Below are 16,666 nucleotides of genomic sequence, written 5' to 3'. Positions count from 1 at the left end.
CGAGTGTTTGTTTCCCGAGCGTCCGTACGGCCGTGTCGGCAAGCTGCTCAAGCTCTATTCCACGATCCGCCGATACAACGCCGACGTGCTGTTCGCGCACGCCACTATTCCGGCATTCTATGCGCGCGCATTGCCGCTGCCGGTGCCGGTCGTCTACGTGATGCACTCGGCGACCAACGACTTCGAAAGCTCATCGTTCCGGCGCGTCGAACGCTTGCTGTCGAAGCGGGCGCGCGCGGTGATCGCGGTGTCGCCTGCGAATATCGATGACTACGTCGGCGCAGTCGGCCGCCATCCGTCGATGACGCTGATTCCGAATGGCGTCGACATGTCGCGCTTCGGTATGCGGACGCGGATGCCGGTGGCCGAAGGCGCGCAGATCGTGCAGATCGGGCGGTATACGTCGGTGAAGAATCAATTGTCGACGGTGCATGCGTTCAAGGATGTTGTCGCGCGTGTGCCGGAAGCGCGGTTGCTGCTGTGTGGTGTGATCGAAGATCCGGCGTATCACGCGGCAGTGGGCGATCTGGTGACGAAGCTCGGGCTGGCGGATCGCGTGACGGTTCAGGGGCCGCGATCCGATGTCGCCGACTTGCTGTTTTCATCGAGCGTCTTCGCGATGCCTTCGCGTTCGGAAGGGCATAGCATCGCGTTTCTGGAAGCGTTGGCGTCGGGTGTGCCGGTGGTGGCAAGTACGATTCGGCCATTTAGTTTTGCTGCGGATTTTCCGGCCGTGCATCTCTGCGATCCGGACGATATCTCGGCCTACGCCGATGCGCTCGTGCTGGCGTTGACCGAACCGCGTTCGCAGCGGCCTCTGGGCGGATTGACACTAGCCGATACAGCGGCGCGATATCTGGCGGTAGCGAAGCAGGTGACGCAAGGCATGCCGCGAGCGGCGCCAGCGCTTTAAGTCTTTCGATGTCATAGCCGCCCGCGTTCGCGGGCGGTTTCAATTTGGCTGCCTGATTTATCCCTTTTGCTTATGCCATTCGGTCGAGGTGCGCAAGTGCGCCCGATCACGGATGATAGACTCCGTCAACTTAACGCGAAGGATAGCGAACTATCTTTTGCAGGTGATATTTGTTGATGGAGGGCAACTGGTTATGGCAGTCATGCAGGCAATGGAACATTGGGACGGCGTATTTCCTGTCGATGCCGCGAAGATCGCGCGTTCGCTGGGCGTCGAGGTCGACGTCTCTTCGGAGATGGACGCGGCGATGCTCGGCCGGTTCGAATTCGTGAACGGGCGTCCGCGCATCACGGTCAACGCGAATAGCAATGACGTCTCGCGACGCTATGCAATCGCGCACGAACTCGGCCATTACATGCTGCATCACGGCGATTACTTCGAGGACACGTGCCACGCGCTTGCCAACGACCCGCGCACCGTGCGCGATGCGCTGGCGAATGAGTTTGCGCGTGAGTTGCTGATGCCGGGACTTGCGTTCGAGACGTTGATCATGAAGCGGAATTTGGTCGATCCGCGAGAGATGATCGAAGTCTTCGGCGTATCAATGGCGAATCTTGAATACAGATTGGAAGCATTAGGATGGATACCAAGCAAGAGAGTCAGGGAAGCACCTATTCGCGCGATGCAGGCGGAAATACGTGCGATGGAAGCGGAAGTACGCAGGATAGAGCAGGAGGCAATCGATCTAGCGCGGATGTGTCGTTAATTACGCTCGAGTTGGTTGCTGATCGACAGCACTATCGTAAGCTGAGGCACTACGCGTTCTTCGGTGTATCGGGTTTCCTGCTCGTTCCGTTGATCATGTTTGCAATCTGGCTGCGTGCCTTTGGCGCACGAGTCTTCAACGGCACACTTCAGACCGATACACCTCATACCGCGCTGTTTCTTACACCGATCATTGTCATAGCATCCCTAGTCGTGGTTTCAGTGCTTCCGTTGATGCGTCTCGTGTTTCAAGACAAATCACAAAAAGACGACAAATCCGCCGTTTCGCTGTGGCAATCCGTCATCACCGAATTGGCTGAAATATTCAAGCAATATCTTGGCAGCAGAAGCAAACCCGCTGGCTGAACCTCACAGGAGCCCCCATGTCCGAAACCCTGAGCATCTCCACCCCCGACGGCAATTTCGACGCCTACGTTGCTTATCCCTCGCAAGCACAAGCACCCGCTGTCGTCGTCATTCAAGAGATTTTCGGCATCAACGGCGACATGCGCGAAACCTGCGATGCCTACGCGCAGCAAGGCTATGTCGCGCTGTGTCCGGATTTGTTCTGGCGTATCGAGCCGAATGTGGAACTGACGGATCGCACCGACGAGGAATGGCAGAAAGCGTTCAAGCTCTACAACGCGTTCGATGTGAACAAAGGCGTCGAAGATATCGCCGCGACCATCGGCTTTGCGCGCACGTTGCCGCAGGTGAAGGGCAAGATCGGATCGGTCGGGTTCTGTCTGGGCGGCCTGCTGTCCTTCCTGACCGCAGCGCGCACGGACGTCGATGTATCGGTATCGTATTACGGCGGTGGCACGGATCAGCATCTCGGCGAACTTCCGAAGGTGAAAGTCCCCCTGCTCATCCATCTCGCCGAAGAAGACGAGTTCATTTCCGCCGATGCCCGCCATCGCGTGCTCTCGGCCGTGCAAGGTCATTCGAATATCGAGGCTTACACGTATCCGGGTTGCCATCATGCCTTCGCGCGCAATCAAGGCAAACATTTCGATGCCGCCGCCGCGCAACTCGCCAATGACCGCACGGCAGACTTCTTCAAAACGCATCTCGCATAAGTAAAAACGCCGCCCGGAGAGGGCGGCGTTATCGAACTATGCGAACTATTTTTTCAGCGAGGAATGAGGCCGGCGAAACACCATCCATCGCGGCACCTTGAACCGCACGATGCTGATGTACAGCCACACATAAGTCGCAGCGAACACCACGACGAAGCAGAACAAATGCAGCGTGTGCCGCCAGAACAAGGTCGCCGGAATCACGGCGATCAGGCACAGCAGCCACAAGTATGGCGACGTCAGCGAATTGCGCCGCGTCAGTTCATGCGCGTTCTTTGCGCCCACGGCCCAGCGCATCAGCCGCTTGTAGACGAGCATATGCAGATGCACGCCGTCCGGCATGCCCGGCGACATGCCGCGAATGAACTTCTTGCGGTAAATGGAGAAACACGTCTCGAAGATCGGGTACATGAACAGCAGCACCGGATACCACGCGGAGACATCGCGGTTGCGCATCACGAGCATGATCGCGAGTTCGCCGAGCATGAAGCCGACGAAGTACGCGCCGCCATCGCCGAGAAAGATCAGGCCGGCGGGAAAATTCCAGATGAAGAAGCCCATCACCGCGCCCATCATGATGAGCGATCCCGACAGCACGATCGGATCGTGCACCTGGAACGCCACATAGGCGAGCGAGGCGAACATCATGAACGTGACCATCGATGCCAGGCCGTTGAAGCCATCGATGATATTCACCGCGTTCGCCAGTGCCGCGACCGCGAGCACGGTCACTGCGCAGGAAATGGCGGCGTAGGTGAGCAGAAAATCCAGCGGCGGCACGCTGATGCGTGTCACCGCAATATCGAGCGCCACGTAGGCGAGACCGGCAGCGGCCATCGTGCAGATGAGGCGCACCAGCGGCGTTACGCGCTTGGTCAGGTCTTCGATCAATCCGGAAAGAAACGCCGGCAACCCGCACGCGATCACGCCGAGAATGCCCGCCGACACAGCCGGATACGTCCATCGCAACTGAATGGCGGAAGCCGTCAGCCCGCAAATGATGCCGACACCGCCGATCCGCGGCACCGGCCGCGCGTGAAACTTCTGCACGCCGGCGAGATCGGTATCGCCGAGCACGCCTTCGTGCAGATGCGCAAAGCGCACGATAAACAAGGTCACGGCCAGCGAGACCAGAAAAGCAAGCGCGAAACTAAGCATGTACCAGAACCAATGAAAAAAGCGGCCCGGACAACGCGTCCAGACCGCTTGAGAGCGTCAGGCGAATCCGTGCGGATTCTGCGACTGCCAGCGCCAGTGATCGGCGCACATGCGCTCGATGCCATGTTCCGCACGCCAGCCGATCAGCTTCGCCGCAGCGGCAGGGTCCGCGTAGCACGCGGCGACATCGCCGGGGCGGCGCGGCACGAGTTCGTAAGGCACGGGCTTGCCCGATGCCGCTTCGAACGCCTTCACCACATCCAGCACGCTGTAACCCTGACCCGTGCCCAGATTCACGACAAAGCTGCGGTCGAGCTTCTTCAGCGCATCGATGGCGGCGATATGGCCGCGCGCGAGATCGACCACGTGGATGTAATCGCGCACGCCGGTGCCATCGTGTGTGTCGTAATCGCTGCCGAATACGCGCAGTTGCCGGAGCTTGCCGACCGCCACCTGCGCCACATACGGCATCAGATTGTTCGGCACGCCCGCCGGATCTTCTCCGATCAGCCCGCTTTCATGCGCGCCGACCGGGTTGAAATAACGCAGCGTGGCGATGCGCCACGAGGAGTCGGAGATTTCCAGATCGCGCAGAATCTGCTCGGCGATCAGCTTCGACTGGCCGTACGGGTTGGTCGCCGACAGCGGAAAACTTTCGTCGATGGGCACGCTTTCCGGCACGCCATAGACCGTCGCGGAAGACGAGAACACGAAATTGCGCACATTGCGGTCGCGCATCACTTCGAGCACCGCGAGCAGGCTGCCCATGTTGTTGCTGTAATACTCGATCGGCTTCGCCACCGATTCGCCCACCGCCTTCAGCGCCGCAAAGTGGATCGCGCCGGTGATCTTGTGGGCATCGAAAATACGTTCCAGCGCGGCTTTGTCCCGCGCGTCTTCCTGATAGAAGGCAACCGTCTTGCCGGTAATGCGCTGCACACGCTTGAGCGATTCGGCGCGGCTGTTCACGAGATTGTCGACCACGACCACCTCGTAGCCCGCGTTCAGCAACTCCACGCACGTATGCGAGCCGATAAAACCCGCACCGCCCGTGACCAGAATCGTGTCATTCATAGAAGCTCTCCAGAAAGCCGGAATCAGAGTGAAATGCCGGTGATGGCGTGTATTGTGCCTTTGTATCGTTCGACCACGGTGTTTTCGTCGAATTCGCGGGTGACTTTTTCGCGGCCGCGTTGCGCCATGACCGCACGCTCGGCGTGCGAAAGCGTCAGCATGCGCTCCAGTTGTGTCGACAGACTGGTCGCGTTTTTCACTTCGCACAGATAGCCGGTGATGTCGTGATCGACCACTTCGCGGCAGCCGGGCACGTCGGTGGCGACGATCGGGCGGCCCATCGCGGCGGCTTCCATCAGCGTGCGCGGCACGCCTTCGCGATACGACGGCAGCACCACGCAGTCGGCGGCGGCGATCAGCGGACGCACATCGTTCGCTTCGCCCAGATATTCGATGATGCCCTCGCGCTCCCACTTGTCGACATCGCTGCGCGTGATCGCGCTCGGATTATCGACGCCGACGGGACCTAGCAACTGAAAGCGCGCGTGCGGATAGCGCGATTTGAGGCTGCGCGCGGCATCGACATATTCCTGCACGCCTTTGTCCCACAGCAGACGGCCGATCAGAATAAAGACGAAGTCTTCCCGCCCGGGAAGGGACGTGAAAGCGAAATCGTCCAGATCGACGCCCTCGCCATGCAGCCGCCGCGCGCGATCCGGATGCACCAGCAGGTTCTGATCGACGAAAGCCTGATGATCGTCGCGATTGAGGAACCACACTTCGCGCGGAAAGCGAAACGCAAAGCGATACAGCCGCTTGGCAATCTGCGCCGCGCGGCTCTTCTGGATGAACGTGTAGCCAAGACCGGTGGTCACGGCAATCGATGGCACGCGCGCGAGCATCGCCGCAATCGAGCCGTAGATATTCGGCTTGATCGTGTAATGGAACACGAGATGCGGCTTCGTCGCGCGATATTCGCGATACAGCGCCAACAGCGTCTTCAGATCGTCGCGCGGATCGGTGCTTTTTGAGGCGACGGGCAGCTCCACACACCGGCAGCCCATTTCGATGGGCGGCTCGAAAGTGCGATCACGCGGCGCGATGATCGTCACTTGCGCGCCGCGCGCCGTCAGCATGCGCAACAGGCCGCGTCGATAGGTGTAAATGGCCCACGCCGTATTGCAGACGAGGGCGATGCGAAGGTTCTTCATCAACGTGAGCGCACGATCCAAATAATTCGATTTCAGGTAGGAGACTTCAGGAGCTTCTCTTTCAATCCCCTCAAGGCGCTATACGGCAGCAGCAAATGCGCGAGACTCTTGGCCAGCCCGATCCAGTCGAGCAGATTGGCCGCCCGCCGATAACGCCATTGCAGACGCAGCGTCGACACGACCTGCCGACGCCGCTTGCTCGCGCTGATGCCGCCATCGTTCAACTCGTAGTACAGGCCGAACTCGGGCAGATTCGCGCCGTCGTAGCGTTCCATCAGGCGCAACAGCAAGTCGAAATCCTCGGCGGCGCGATACTGCGCGCGATAGTTGCCGACTTCGCGGACCGCATCCACGCGCAGCATCAGCGAGGGATGCGCGAAGCACGAGCGTGCGAGCATCGCGCGGCGAATCGCGGCGGGTTCGGTCGGCGGCGTGAGATCGAACAGCGGCGCGCCTTGCATCGATACGACATGCGTCCACATGCCGACCACGGCGACGTTCGGATGCGCTTCCATGAACGCGCGTTGTTTGGCCAGCCGGCCGGGCGTCGCCAGATCGCCGGAATCGATGCGCGCCGCGTAGCGCACGCCACGCTTCGCCAGTTCATCGATCCCCGTCTGCAACGCGCGTTCGATACCGCCGTTCTGCGCCATTCGCACGATCTCGATCTCCATGCCATCGATAGCAGGCGCGACGATCGGCGGCGTGCTGCCATCATCGACGATCAGCACGCGCACGGTCGCGCTTTCATCGAACGATGCGAGCGTGCGGTTCAGATCCGGCTGGCCGTTGAACGCGGGAATCAGGACGGCGACATCGTGGAGAGCGTCAAGAGCGTTCATGCGCGCAGGCGGAATCGAATGTAGTAGAAGTTGATCGATGCCGCCGCCGCATAACCCGCCGCGAGGCCGACCAGCGCGCCGTAGCCGCTGAAGCGCGGAATCGCAAACACGTTGACCACGGCGGCCACCAACAGCGCGAGCAGCCATTTCGACAGCAGCACGTACTTCGCCTGATATTTGAGCACGACCAGATTGCCGATCGCCTCGATCCCCGCAGGCACCGAAAGCCACACCGCCCAGCGGAAGATCTCCGTCGCCTGCGCGTAATTCGGGCCGAACACGCGCGCGATGATAAAGCCCGCGAGCGCATCGAGCACGGCCGCGCCGGCAGTCATCAGCACGGCGGTCATGGCGAACAAACGCACGAGATTGCGCCGCAGCAGCGCCTTGTCCTGCACGCGATACACAAACGCCGGCGCGATGGTTTGCGACAGCATCAACGCGAGCGCAATCCAGTTCTCGTTCAATTGCTGCGCGGCGGAATACAAGCCCAGTTCAGCGAACGATACGCGATGCGCGAGCATCAGCCGGTCGAGCTTCAGAAACAGATACATGCAGATCAGGCCAATCCAGAACACCGTGCCCGCGCTTGCGAAATGCCGAAACAGCGCGCGATCGAAATGCCAGCCCAACTTGCCGCCGTGATGGCGCATGTAATACAGCACCAGCGCCGCGCCGATGCCCGCCGCCTCCAGAGCCCACAACCAGCCGAAACTCGACGCCGAAGCCGCCGCGCGCACCAGCGCATACACCAGCGCCGCCTTGACGATGGCCGCCACCATGCTCGACAGCAATTGCGGCTTGCTGTACGTCATGCTTTGCAACCACGCATTGATCACGCCGATGAAAGGCTCACGAAAGAGCAGCGTCACGGCGAGGCCGGCGAGCATCGCGCCGACGGTTGGATTGATAAAACCGAGCGCGATCCACGCCCACGTCAACGCCAGCGCCAGCACCGACACGCCGATGCGCAACACAAACGCGCTGCCGAGCACCGACCCCGTATCGCCCGGCGGACGATGCACGATGGTCGGCACCAGAATTTCCGCACCGCACACCCACGTCACCGGCGCGATCACCAGCAGCAGCGTGTTCGCGTACTGCCATTTGCCGAACACGTCCGGCCCGAGATACCGCGCCAGCAAACCCGAAATGACGATAGCCACCGCAATCTGCGTGAGCCGCTCCATTCCCAGCCAGACGATATTCGCCAGCGCCCTTGCGACGTCCGGATTCTCCGCGCGCGACAACATCTTCATGCGCAATTCCCGAACGACATATCAGGCATGCCGCGTGCTAGCGCCACCTGATCCGCGCGCGTTCCGGTTAAGTTTTGTGTGTTTGCGCGCGAAGGCGCCCGATTCGACGGCATCCGGGGCTTAGAGCGGTTGGGCATTGGATTAGAATAAAGCGCAGTATTTTTATCGCAGATTGCTTAGTGCAAACGCCGCGCAAATCGCCACGCAGAAAGACAGCGATTATAAGTGCGAAGTCAGGCCCGCCCGGCAGCGGGACCGTCGTAAAGATTTAATCGAAGTGACGGCAGAATCAGAAGCGGTCCGCGCGGATCGGCGCGCTTTTTATCGTCAAGTATCGTCACGACCTGCACGCCCTCATGGCTGCATCGCCGGGAAACCATCAATCAATAGGGAAGAGGTAGCCATCTCATGAGCCAAGTCTCGCAATCCATCTTCAAGGCCTACGACATCCGCGGCATCGTCGGCAAAACCGTTTCCGCCGACGTCGCGAAGCAAATCGGCCAGGCGTTCGGCAGCGAAATCAAAAAGCAGGGCGGCGACTCGGTCGTGGTCGCGCGCGATGGCCGTCTCTCCGGCCCGGAACTGGTCGGCGCATTGTCCGACGGCCTGCGCGCAGCAGGCGTCGATGTGGTCGATGTCGGCATGGTGCCGACGCCGGTCGGTTACTTCGCAGCGAGCGTGCCGCTGCCTTTGCCTTCGGGCGAGCGTCGCGTGGATTCGTGCATCGTCGTGACGGGCAGCCATAATCCGCCCGACTACAACGGCTTCAAGATGGTGTTGCGCGGCGCGGCCATTTACGGCGAGCAGATTCAGGGCTTGTATCAGCGTATCGTCAACAGCGACTTTTCGACGGGTGAAGGCAGCTATACCGAGTTCGATGTATCGCAGATGTATCTGGACCGCATCGTGTCGGATGTGAAGCCGGTGCGCGGCATGAAGATCGTCGTCGATACGGGCAATGGCGTGGCGGGCGAACTCGCGCCGAAGCTGTTCAAGGCGCTGGGCTGCGAACTGGTCGAACTGTTCACGGAGATCGACGGCAACTTCCCGAACCATCACCCGGACCCGGCGCACGTCGAAAACCTTCAGGACGTCATCAAGGCGCTGAAGGAAACGGACGCCGAAGTCGGCTTCGCATTCGATGGCGACGGCGATCGTCTCGGCGTCGTGACGAAAGACGGTCAGGTGATTTATCCGGACCGTCAGTTGATGCTGTTCGCGCAGGAAGTGCTGTCGCGCAACAAGGGCGGCCAGATTATTTACGACGTGAAGTGCACGCGCAATCTGGCAAAGTGGGTGCGCGATCAGGGTGGCGAACCGGTGATGTGGAAGACCGGCCACTCGCTCGTGAAGGCGAAGCTGCGCGAAACGGGCGCACCGTTGGCAGGAGAAATGAGCGGCCACGTGTTCTTCAAGGACCGCTGGTACGGTTTCGACGACGGCCTGTACACCGGCGCGCGTCTGCTTGAAATACTCTCGCGCGTGGCCGATCCGAGCAAGCTGCTCAACGACTTGCCGGATTCGCTTTCGACGCCCGAGCTTCAGATCAAGATGGAAGAGGGCGAGAACGTCAAGCTGATCTCGGCACTGCAAAAGAACGCGAAGTTCACCGGCGCGGACGACGTGCTGACCATCGACGGTCTGCGTGTGGAATATCCGGACGGCTTCGGCCTCGCGCGTTCGTCGAACACGACGCCGGTCGTCGTCATGCGTTTCGAAGCGGACAACGAAGCCGCGCTCAAGCGCATTCAGGAGGATTTCCGCCGTGTGATTCTGGCGGAGAAGGCAGATGCGAAGCTGCCGTTCTGAGTAAGTGGTAGTGGTTAGGAAGTAGGACGCGGCACGGTTTGGCGACCGTGCCGTTTTTATTCATGCCCTTGAAAACGCACCGGCGCGCGTGCGGGCCGCGCTAAAATCCCCGATTCGTCTCAATTTCCCCAACTCCGACGCGCGCCCCTCGCGTGCTCCAATCCCCAGCGTGCAAAAGATCCTGATCGTCCGCGTGTCGTCGCTTGGCGACGTCGTTCACAACATGCCGGCCATCGCCGACATCCGCCGCCGTTTTCCCGATGCCCGTATCGACTGGCTGGTGGAGGAGAGCTTCGCGAGTCTCGTCGAACTGGTCGATGGCGTGCATCGCGCGATCCCGTTTTCACTGCGGCGCTGGAAGAAGCACTGGGCGTCGCCCGCGAACTGGCGTGAGATCGGCAAGTTCAGGCGTGAACTCGAGGCGGAAAAATACGATCTGGTGATCGACTGCCAGGGACTGGTCAAATCCGCATGGGTCGCGAGCTGGGCGCGCGGGCCGCTGGTGGGGCTGGCGAATCGCACCGAAGGCGCGGGCTTCGAATGGCCGGTGCGATTCTTCTACGACCGCCGTGTGCCGATCGAACCGCGTACGCATGTCGTCGAACGGACGCGGCAACTGGTGGCGGCGGCGCTCGGTTTGCCCAAGCCTCAGATGACCGACGATATCGACTTCGGCATCGATACGCGCCGTGCAACGCTGGCCGTTTCCGAACTCGGGCTGAATCTTCCGGTTCCTTACGTCGTGTTCGTACACGCCACTTCACGCGCCGATAAACAATGGCCCGAAGCCGCGTGGATCGAACTGGGTCAGGCGCTGGTGACGCGCGGCGCATCGATCGTGCTGCCGTGGGGCAGCGAGGCCGAGCGCGCAACGAGTGAGAAGCTCGCGAAGGAATTCGGCGCGGCGGCGATCGTGCCGCCGAAGCTCTCGCTTCCCGCCGTGGTCGGTCTGATCGAAGGCGCAGCGGCCACGGTCGGTGTCGATACCGGCCTCGTTCATATTGCCGCAGCGCTGAAGCGGCCGACCGTCGAGTTGTACAATTTCTCGACCGCATGGCGCACCGGCGGCTACTGGTCGCCGAACGTGATCAATCTGGGCGACGCGAGCCGGCATCCGACTTTATCCGAGGTCAAAACCGCGCTCACGGGCTTCGGTCTGCTGTAACGCATCGCCAGATCCGACCAACGCCGTGCGCGGGCAACCCAAGTTCGAAGGCACCATGACGGAATCTCAAATCATCGAAGTGGCATCGTGCGACTGGCAGGGCAAGAACCTGTCCGCGTCGCGCGAAGCCCTGCTCGCCGGCGTCGAAAGCGGCAAAGTGCTGTACTTTCCCAATCTGCGTTTCGCTATCGACGGCGGTGAACGCGCGCTGCTCGATCCCGCGATTGCGGACCCGAAGCGCAAGAACATCAGCCTCGCGCCCAGCGGCGGCGCGCTCAACGGCGTGATGGGCGACAACGTGATGCAATCGGCGGTGCGCTCGCTGATCGCGCGGTATCAGGCGAATGCGCGCTCGCTCGTCGATGGCCTGTTCCCCGAGTACGACGGCAAACTGCGCGTCGCGCCGACGAGTCTGCGGCTGCATCAGGTGGAAACGCGCGAAACGTCCTGGCGCAAGGACGACAGCCGCCTTCACGTCGATGCCTTCCCATCGCGCCCGAACTACGGCGAGCGCATTCTGCGCGTGTTCACCAATATCAATCCGCAAGGCGCGCCGCGTGTGTGGCGCGTGGGCGAACCGTTCGAAGACATGGCGAAGCGCTTCCTGCCGAACATCAAGGCGCAGACGCCCGGTTCCGCGTGGCTGATGAACCTGCTCCACATCACCAAGTCGCCGCGCTCGGAATACGACCATCTGATGCTCCATCTGCATGACGCGATGAAGGCCGATCTGGATTATCAGAAGGTCTCGCCGCAACAGACCATGCCGTTTCCGCCGGGCTCGGTGTGGGTCTGTTTCTCTGATCAGACTTCGCACGCGGTCATGTCCGGCCAGTTCATGATGGAGCAGACCTTCTTCCTGCCAGTCAAGTCGATGGCGCGTCCCGATCACGCGCCGCTCGGCATTCTCGAACGCCTGAAAGGCCGGGCGCTCGTTTGAGCACCGTCGCGCCGTCGTCCATTACGCCACCGGCTTCGGCCGTCGTGCTACGGCTGATCTATCGCGCGGCGTGGTGGATCGTTGCGCCGCTTGCGGTGTTGCGATTGCTGATTCGCTCGCGCAAGGAGCGGGGATATCGCGAACATATTGCGGAGCGGTTCGGCCGCGGGCCGGCTCGCAGCGCCAGCGATCTCGCGCCGCTGATCTGGGTGCATGCGGTGTCCGTGGGTGAGACGCGCGCCGCGCAACCGCTGATCGAAGCGTTGCTGAAGGCGCATCCCGAAGCGCGGCTCCTGCTCACGCATATGACGCCGAGCGGTCGCGCGACGGGCATCGAATTGTTCGGCGACCGCGTGATGCGCAGCTATCTTCCCTACGATTCACCCGCCTTCGTGCGGCGTTTTCTGCGCGCGTGGCGTCCGTCGCTGGGTATCGTGATGGAAACGGAAGTGTGGCCCACGCTGATAGACGAATGCAAACGCGCCGATGTGCCGCTGGTGCTGACCAACGCGCGCATGTCGGAGCGCTCGTATAAACGCGCGACGCGTTTCGGGCGTGCGGTGCGCGAAGTGTTCGGCGGGTTTTCGCGTGTGCTGGCGCAGACCTTGTCCGATGCGGAGCGTCTGTCCGCGCTCGGCGCGCGCAATGTCGCCGTGCTCGGCAATCTCAAGTTCGATATGAGCGCGCCGCCGGAACTGATCGAACGTGGTCATTCGTGGCGCGCGGCAATCGGTGATCGTCCGGTGTGGGTCGCGGCGAGTACGCGTGAAGGCGAGGAAGCGTTGGTGTTGCGCGCGTTTGCATCGCTCAATGTGCCGGATGCGTTGCTGATTCTCGTGCCGCGCCATCCGCAGCGGTTCGATGAAGTATCGGCGCTGGTGACGAGCATGGGCATGACGAGCGCGCGTCGTTCCGTGTGGGCGCCGAAGCCGGTCGCGGCCGGATCGGGCGCGGATGTGCCGGATGCGTTGCCGCCGTACATTCAAGTGCTGCTGGGCGATTCGATGGGCGAGCTCGGCGCGTATTACGCGGCGGCGGATCTGGCGTTTATCGGCGGAAGTCTGTTGCCGCTGGGCGGGCAGAATCTGATCGAAGCGTGCGCGGCGGGCGTGCCGGTGCTGATCGGACCGCATACGTTCAATTTCACGCAAGCCACGAAAGATGCGATCAACGCAGGCGCGGCGTTGCGTGTGGAAGATCCGCAAGATTTGGCGCGCGGTCTGCGCGAACTGTTCAACGACAAACCGCGCCGGCTGGGGATGAGCGCCGCCGCTGCGGCGTTTGCGGCGGCGCATCGCGGAGCGACGGAGCGGACGGTGTCGGTGTTGAGCGCGTTGCTCGAGGGGAATGACGAGGCTTAGCGCTCGATCGCCACCAACTCCGCCGCACACTGCGCAAACCGCGCATTGCTCGCGGTAATGCCGTATTCCTCCGCCCGCTCCAGCGCGCGTTGCGCCATGCGGTCGTGCAGAACGTCATCGCCGAGAAGGCGGCGCATGGCCTGAGCGAGTTCATCGACGGCGCCGACTTCGAACAGCATACCGAAGCGCCCATCGCCGAGAATCTCGCGCGGACCGGTGGGGCAGTCGCTGGCAATGACTGGCTTGCCGAGCGCGAGCGCTTCGAGCAGCACCATCGGCATACCTTCATAGTGCGAGCTCAGCACTTGTAGCCGCGCACCCGCCACCAGCGCATGCGGATTATTTCGATACCCCGCGAAATGCACGCGCGATGCAATCCCCAACTCGCGCGACAAGCCTTCGAGTTCGCCACGAAACGCGCCATCGCCGACGATCACCAGATGTTCAGCGATGTCGGCGTCCTGCACCAGCCGCGCGTAGGCGCGCAGCAGCGTGCGGTGATCCTTCTGAATCTCATCAAGCCGCGCGACCGAGACGATGTACGGCGCATCGCACGGCGGCACGTCGCGCGCGGTGGCATTGTCGCGAATTCGTTCGATATCGATTGCATTCGGCAGCACGAACAAACGTTGCAGCACGCCGCCGAACATCGCGCGCGCTTCGTCGGCCATATGCTGATTGAGCGCGGCGACGCCGTGATAACGCGCGAATTGCGTCGCGAGCCGGCGCTTCTTGCGCGGCCGATTGGCGAGACGCGCATCGAAACTGAAGTGATTGACGCCGAGCCACGCGGTGCCGAACTGGCCGGCGAGACGCCGCAGCGACATGTCGTAATCGACGATCAGCGCATGCTGTTGAGCCAGCGCCGCGACGCGCTGCTTCACGTACGGACGCACGGCGAGCGTATTGAACACATCGCGCGCGACGCGTCCGAGCTTGCTCAGGCGACGCGCATAGCGACGCGTCTGGAAGAAGTTCAGCCAGCCGCGATCCACCAGAATTTCGATGTCCACATCAGGCGGCACCAGCGCGCGAAAGCGATTCTCGAACGCCGGCGACGGATGCATGACCGATAAGGTCACCTTGAAATGCGTCCGATCGAACACGCGCAGCCACTGAATCAGCGACGACTCGATTCCTCCGTCCCCGAAATCCACGATGTGGAACATCACCGGGACGCGCTGCGCGGCGGGCGGCGGCGCGGATGCGGTCGCGTGGTGTCGGTGAGCGGCGGCGGGTCTCGGGGATAGGGCTGCAATCGGCACGGGTTGGGGAGTCGCTCTTCGTAAGAGCAATCTCGAAGATGTTCAAGCCGGTATGCTACCGCAGTCGACTAAGCGCACGCAGAATGGACGAAGCGTTCCATTCAGGGAGCTTTCAGCCGAATTTGCCGGAACTTATCGGTACGTTGCGCGCTTGCTGTCGCGTGGATGGATCGCCAAACTATGCTCCAGCGCGACCCGATGCACGGCGCGTTCGATCGGAGGAAAGCGATGGTCCGTCTCGTGATGATTCTGCTCGGCGTCGACTACCTGCGCACGCGCTGGCGTTCGGTGATGTTCCTCGGCATCCTGAGCATCGTGCTGGGCATCGTGATTTTCTCCGACGCGCTCGACGGCGCTTTGTATTTCCCGATCACACCGTTCGCCTTCCTGCTGCTGCTCGAAGGACTGGCGACGCTCGCCGTCGCGTGGACGGGAATCGGCGGGCAGCGTCAGTTGCGCTATGTGAAGGGCATCGCGTTCAGTCTGGCGGCGCTGCTGGTGCTGATCGGCGGCGAGCACGGCAACTTCGCGCTGTCGATGATCTTCGGCACGCTCTTTCTCGTCGATGGCGCATTGCAGATTATCGCCGCGCGGGTGGTGCGCTACCGGCGCTGGAAGATCGCGGTGGCGGGCGGCGTGCTGGAAATCGCCATCGCCATATTCCTGTATCAGCCTTATCCGACGCACTATGCGGGGACGGTGGCGTATTGCGTCGCCTTCGGTTTGTTCTTCGGCGGCTGGAACATGATCCTGCTGGCGTCGCGTGTGAAGCGCATGGCGTCGATTCCGGCGACTGAGGGTGAAGCGCCGTCGCCTTTCGCGAATGTCGTGTGGGAAGGACCGCCCGAGCCGCATGAAAACGCGCTGACCGTGCATGTGTGGACGCCGGTGGGGTCCGCGAAGATGGAGCCGAAGCGCCAATTGATCGTCGATCGATACATCGCGGCGGTGGACAAGCACGGCGCGATATCGACGGGACATGCGGCGCTGGAAACGCCCGAGGGCGTGTATATCAGCTTGTATCCGGCAGTGGAAATCGAGCGTTCTCCTGATGAATTCGCGCGGATTCTGCGTGCGACGCGCGACAATGATGTGCCCGGCTTATATCAGCCGGACTATGCGACCGAGTCGAAGGCGTGGTGCGAGTCGACGCACAAGGTGCGCATCCGTAACTACGATCCGCAGCGGCTGGCGCGCTTCTGGGCGGAGTATCGAAGGGATGAGACGTATAACCTGACGTATCGCAATTGTTCGAGCACGGTGGCGCGGGCGCTGGAGGCGGCGATCGAGGGCGCGTCGGCGCGCGCGTGGGGCGCGGGCGGTGGATGGCGGCCGTTCTGGCGTATCGCGACGACGCCTGAACTGTGGGTGGCTGCACAAGTACGCAAGCGCGCCGCGACGATGGCGTGGACGCCGGGTTTGACGCTGGACTATGCGCGTGCGCTCAGCATGCTTGCTGATCCAAGGCCGAATGGCTGGGTGAAGATGGCACGGCTGGCGTTAAGGACGATGGCGAGGTCGAGGAAGCGGTGGGCGGAGGAGCAGAGGGTGGCGGTGCATGTCGAAGATCGGCCGCCTGAAGTCAGTACGAATGATGCGGTCGGGCAGAAGGTCGGGTAATCGCCTTCTGCCGTCGAGGACCTGTCAGAAATCTTGTGTGCTGAGGTCGGTAAAAAAATCTCAGCTGATGGCGCAGGTGAAGCGCTCGCCGAAGAGAATGGCGAACTGATTGGCTGCTTGCCGCCAAGTGATAGGCGGCATCTTCCAGTCCTTCTCGATGTTGCGCAAGGCCAGATAGAGTAATTTGCTGGCGGCGTCGTCGCTGGGGAAGTGGCCGCGGTTCTTGACGATCTTGCGCAGTTGCATGTGCATGCTTTCGATGGCG

General features: G+C 61.8%; 16 protein-coding genes. 9 read left to right on the top strand and 7 right to left on the bottom strand.

What is annotated here, in order from left to right; genetic code table 11:
* The 4 genes from P7F28_RS27825 to P7F28_RS27810 all read left to right on the top strand — a co-directional run.
* Positions 1 to 913: glycosyltransferase (locus tag P7F28_RS27825; RefSeq protein WP_277188069.1), on the top strand; the 913-nt coding region annotated here is incomplete at its 5' end.
* A gap of 112 nt (positions 914 to 1,025) precedes the next feature.
* Entirely contained in the window at positions 1,026 to 1,679 is a 654-nt protein-coding gene (locus tag P7F28_RS27820) for an ImmA/IrrE family metallo-endopeptidase (protein ID WP_277188068.1), read from the top strand.
* The gene (locus P7F28_RS27815) at positions 1,670 to 2,044 is read left to right on the top strand and encodes a hypothetical protein (RefSeq protein ID WP_277188067.1); all 375 of its coding nucleotides are present in this window, start codon (positions 1,670 to 1,672) and stop codon (positions 2,042 to 2,044) included. The genes P7F28_RS27820 and P7F28_RS27815 overlap by 10 nt, the downstream gene beginning before the upstream one ends.
* A 17-nt stretch (positions 2,045 to 2,061) precedes the next feature.
* On the top strand, positions 2,062 to 2,757 hold the full coding sequence (locus P7F28_RS27810; protein WP_277188066.1) for a dienelactone hydrolase family protein: 696 nt from the start codon (positions 2,062 to 2,064) through the stop codon (positions 2,755 to 2,757).
* A gap of 45 nt (positions 2,758 to 2,802) precedes the next feature.
* Here P7F28_RS27810 and P7F28_RS27805 read toward each other — a convergent pair whose 3' ends face one another.
* The 5 genes from P7F28_RS27805 to P7F28_RS27785 are packed head-to-tail and all read right to left on the bottom strand — an operon-like array spanning position 2,803 to position 8,241.
* Complete coding sequence (locus P7F28_RS27805; protein ID WP_277188065.1) at positions 2,803 to 3,915, bottom strand: glycosyltransferase; 1,113 nt, start codon at positions 3,913 to 3,915, stop codon at positions 2,803 to 2,805.
* Positions 3,916 to 3,972: 57 nt separating this feature from the next.
* Positions 3,973 to 4,989 carry a UDP-glucose 4-epimerase GalE gene (galE, locus tag P7F28_RS27800; protein ID WP_277188064.1) on the bottom strand — a complete coding sequence of 339 codons (1,017 nt, stop codon included), beginning with the start codon at positions 4,987 to 4,989 and terminating at the stop codon, positions 3,973 to 3,975.
* Positions 4,990 to 5,012: 23 nt separating this feature from the next.
* A complete protein-coding gene (locus P7F28_RS27795) occupies positions 5,013 to 6,140 on the bottom strand; it encodes a glycosyltransferase family 4 protein (RefSeq protein WP_277188063.1) in 1,128 nt (375 codons plus the stop codon).
* Positions 6,141 to 6,172: 32 nt separating this feature from the next.
* On the bottom strand, positions 6,173 to 6,982 hold the full coding sequence (locus P7F28_RS27790) for a glycosyltransferase (protein WP_277188062.1): 810 nt from the start codon (positions 6,980 to 6,982) through the stop codon (positions 6,173 to 6,175).
* The gene (locus tag P7F28_RS27785) at positions 6,979 to 8,241 is read right to left on the bottom strand and encodes an oligosaccharide flippase family protein (RefSeq protein ID WP_277188061.1); all 1,263 of its coding nucleotides are present in this window, start codon (positions 8,239 to 8,241) and stop codon (positions 6,979 to 6,981) included. The genes P7F28_RS27790 and P7F28_RS27785 overlap by 4 nt, the downstream gene beginning before the upstream one ends.
* Before the next feature lie 408 nt (positions 8,242 to 8,649).
* Between P7F28_RS27785 and P7F28_RS27780 the strand changes: the two genes are divergently transcribed.
* The 4 genes from P7F28_RS27780 (at position 8,650) to waaA (ending at position 13,516) form a co-directional block, all read left to right on the top strand.
* A complete protein-coding gene (locus P7F28_RS27780; protein WP_277188060.1) occupies positions 8,650 to 10,050 on the top strand; it encodes a phosphomannomutase/phosphoglucomutase in 1,401 nt (466 codons plus the stop codon).
* Positions 10,051 to 10,162: 112 nt separating this feature from the next.
* Entirely contained in the window at positions 10,163 to 11,215 is a 1,053-nt protein-coding gene (gene waaC / locus P7F28_RS27775) for a lipopolysaccharide heptosyltransferase I (protein WP_368860379.1), read from the top strand.
* Positions 11,216 to 11,270: 55 nt separating this feature from the next.
* Positions 11,271 to 12,155, top strand: coding sequence for a Kdo hydroxylase family protein (locus tag P7F28_RS27770; protein ID WP_277188058.1), 885 nt, complete (start codon positions 11,271 to 11,273; stop codon positions 12,153 to 12,155).
* A gap of 44 nt (positions 12,156 to 12,199) precedes the next feature.
* Positions 12,200 to 13,516 carry a lipid IV(A) 3-deoxy-D-manno-octulosonic acid transferase gene (gene waaA, locus P7F28_RS27765; RefSeq protein ID WP_277188071.1) on the top strand — a complete coding sequence of 439 codons (1,317 nt, stop codon included), beginning with the start codon at positions 12,200 to 12,202 and terminating at the stop codon, positions 13,514 to 13,516.
* On the opposite strand, the gene P7F28_RS27760 is transcribed toward waaA, so the two are convergent.
* On the bottom strand, positions 13,513 to 14,685 hold the full coding sequence (locus P7F28_RS27760; protein WP_277188057.1) for a glycosyltransferase: 1,173 nt from the start codon (positions 14,683 to 14,685) through the stop codon (positions 13,513 to 13,515). The genes waaA and P7F28_RS27760 overlap by 4 nt on opposite strands.
* Before the next feature lie 324 nt (positions 14,686 to 15,009).
* Here P7F28_RS27760 and P7F28_RS27755 point away from each other — a divergent pair, with 324 nt between their 5' ends.
* Positions 15,010 to 16,401, top strand: a complete 1,392-nt coding sequence (locus P7F28_RS27755) for an HdeD family acid-resistance protein (protein ID WP_277188070.1) — start codon at positions 15,010 to 15,012, stop codon at positions 16,399 to 16,401.
* Between the two features lie 60 nt (positions 16,402 to 16,461).
* On the opposite strand, the gene P7F28_RS27750 is transcribed toward P7F28_RS27755, so the two are convergent.
* Positions 16,462 to 16,666 (bottom strand): transposase (locus P7F28_RS27750; RefSeq protein ID WP_277183261.1); only part of this gene is annotated, 205 nt, incomplete at its 5' end.

Origin of the sequence: Caballeronia sp. BR00000012568055 (assembly GCF_029439455.1) — a bacterium.
Lineage (GTDB): Bacteria > Pseudomonadota > Gammaproteobacteria > Burkholderiales > Burkholderiaceae > Caballeronia.
This window is presented reverse-complemented; position numbering and strand designations above follow the sequence as displayed.

What these genes read in the sequence shown, in the direction of transcription:
- P7F28_RS27820 (WP_277188068.1), top strand. Translation starts at nt 1,026, where the DNA reads ATGATAGACTCCGTCAACTTAACGCGAAGGATAGCGAACTATCTTTTG.
- P7F28_RS27810 (WP_277188066.1), top strand. Translation starts at nt 2,062, where the DNA reads ATGTCCGAAACCCTGAGCATCTCCACCCCCGACGGCAATTTCGACGCC.
- P7F28_RS27805 (WP_277188065.1), bottom strand. Translation starts at nt 3,915, where the DNA reads ATGCTTAGTTTCGCGCTTGCTTTTCTGGTCTCGCTGGCCGTGACCTTG.
- galE (WP_277188064.1), bottom strand. Translation starts at nt 4,989, where the DNA reads ATGAATGACACGATTCTGGTCACGGGCGGTGCGGGTTTTATCGGCTCG.
- P7F28_RS27795 (WP_277188063.1), bottom strand. Translation starts at nt 6,140, where the DNA reads ATGAAGAACCTTCGCATCGCCCTCGTCTGCAATACGGCGTGGGCCATT.
- P7F28_RS27790 (WP_277188062.1), bottom strand. Translation starts at nt 6,982, where the DNA reads ATGAACGCTCTTGACGCTCTCCACGATGTCGCCGTCCTGATTCCCGCG.
- P7F28_RS27785 (WP_277188061.1), bottom strand. Translation starts at nt 8,241, where the DNA reads ATGAAGATGTTGTCGCGCGCGGAGAATCCGGACGTCGCAAGGGCGCTG.
- P7F28_RS27780 (WP_277188060.1), top strand. Translation starts at nt 8,650, where the DNA reads ATGAGCCAAGTCTCGCAATCCATCTTCAAGGCCTACGACATCCGCGGC.
- P7F28_RS27770 (WP_277188058.1), top strand. Translation starts at nt 11,271, where the DNA reads ATGACGGAATCTCAAATCATCGAAGTGGCATCGTGCGACTGGCAGGGC.
- P7F28_RS27760 (WP_277188057.1), bottom strand. Translation starts at nt 14,685, where the DNA reads ATGTTCCACATCGTGGATTTCGGGGACGGAGGAATCGAGTCGTCGCTG.
- P7F28_RS27755 (WP_277188070.1), top strand. Translation starts at nt 15,010, where the DNA reads ATGGTCCGTCTCGTGATGATTCTGCTCGGCGTCGACTACCTGCGCACG.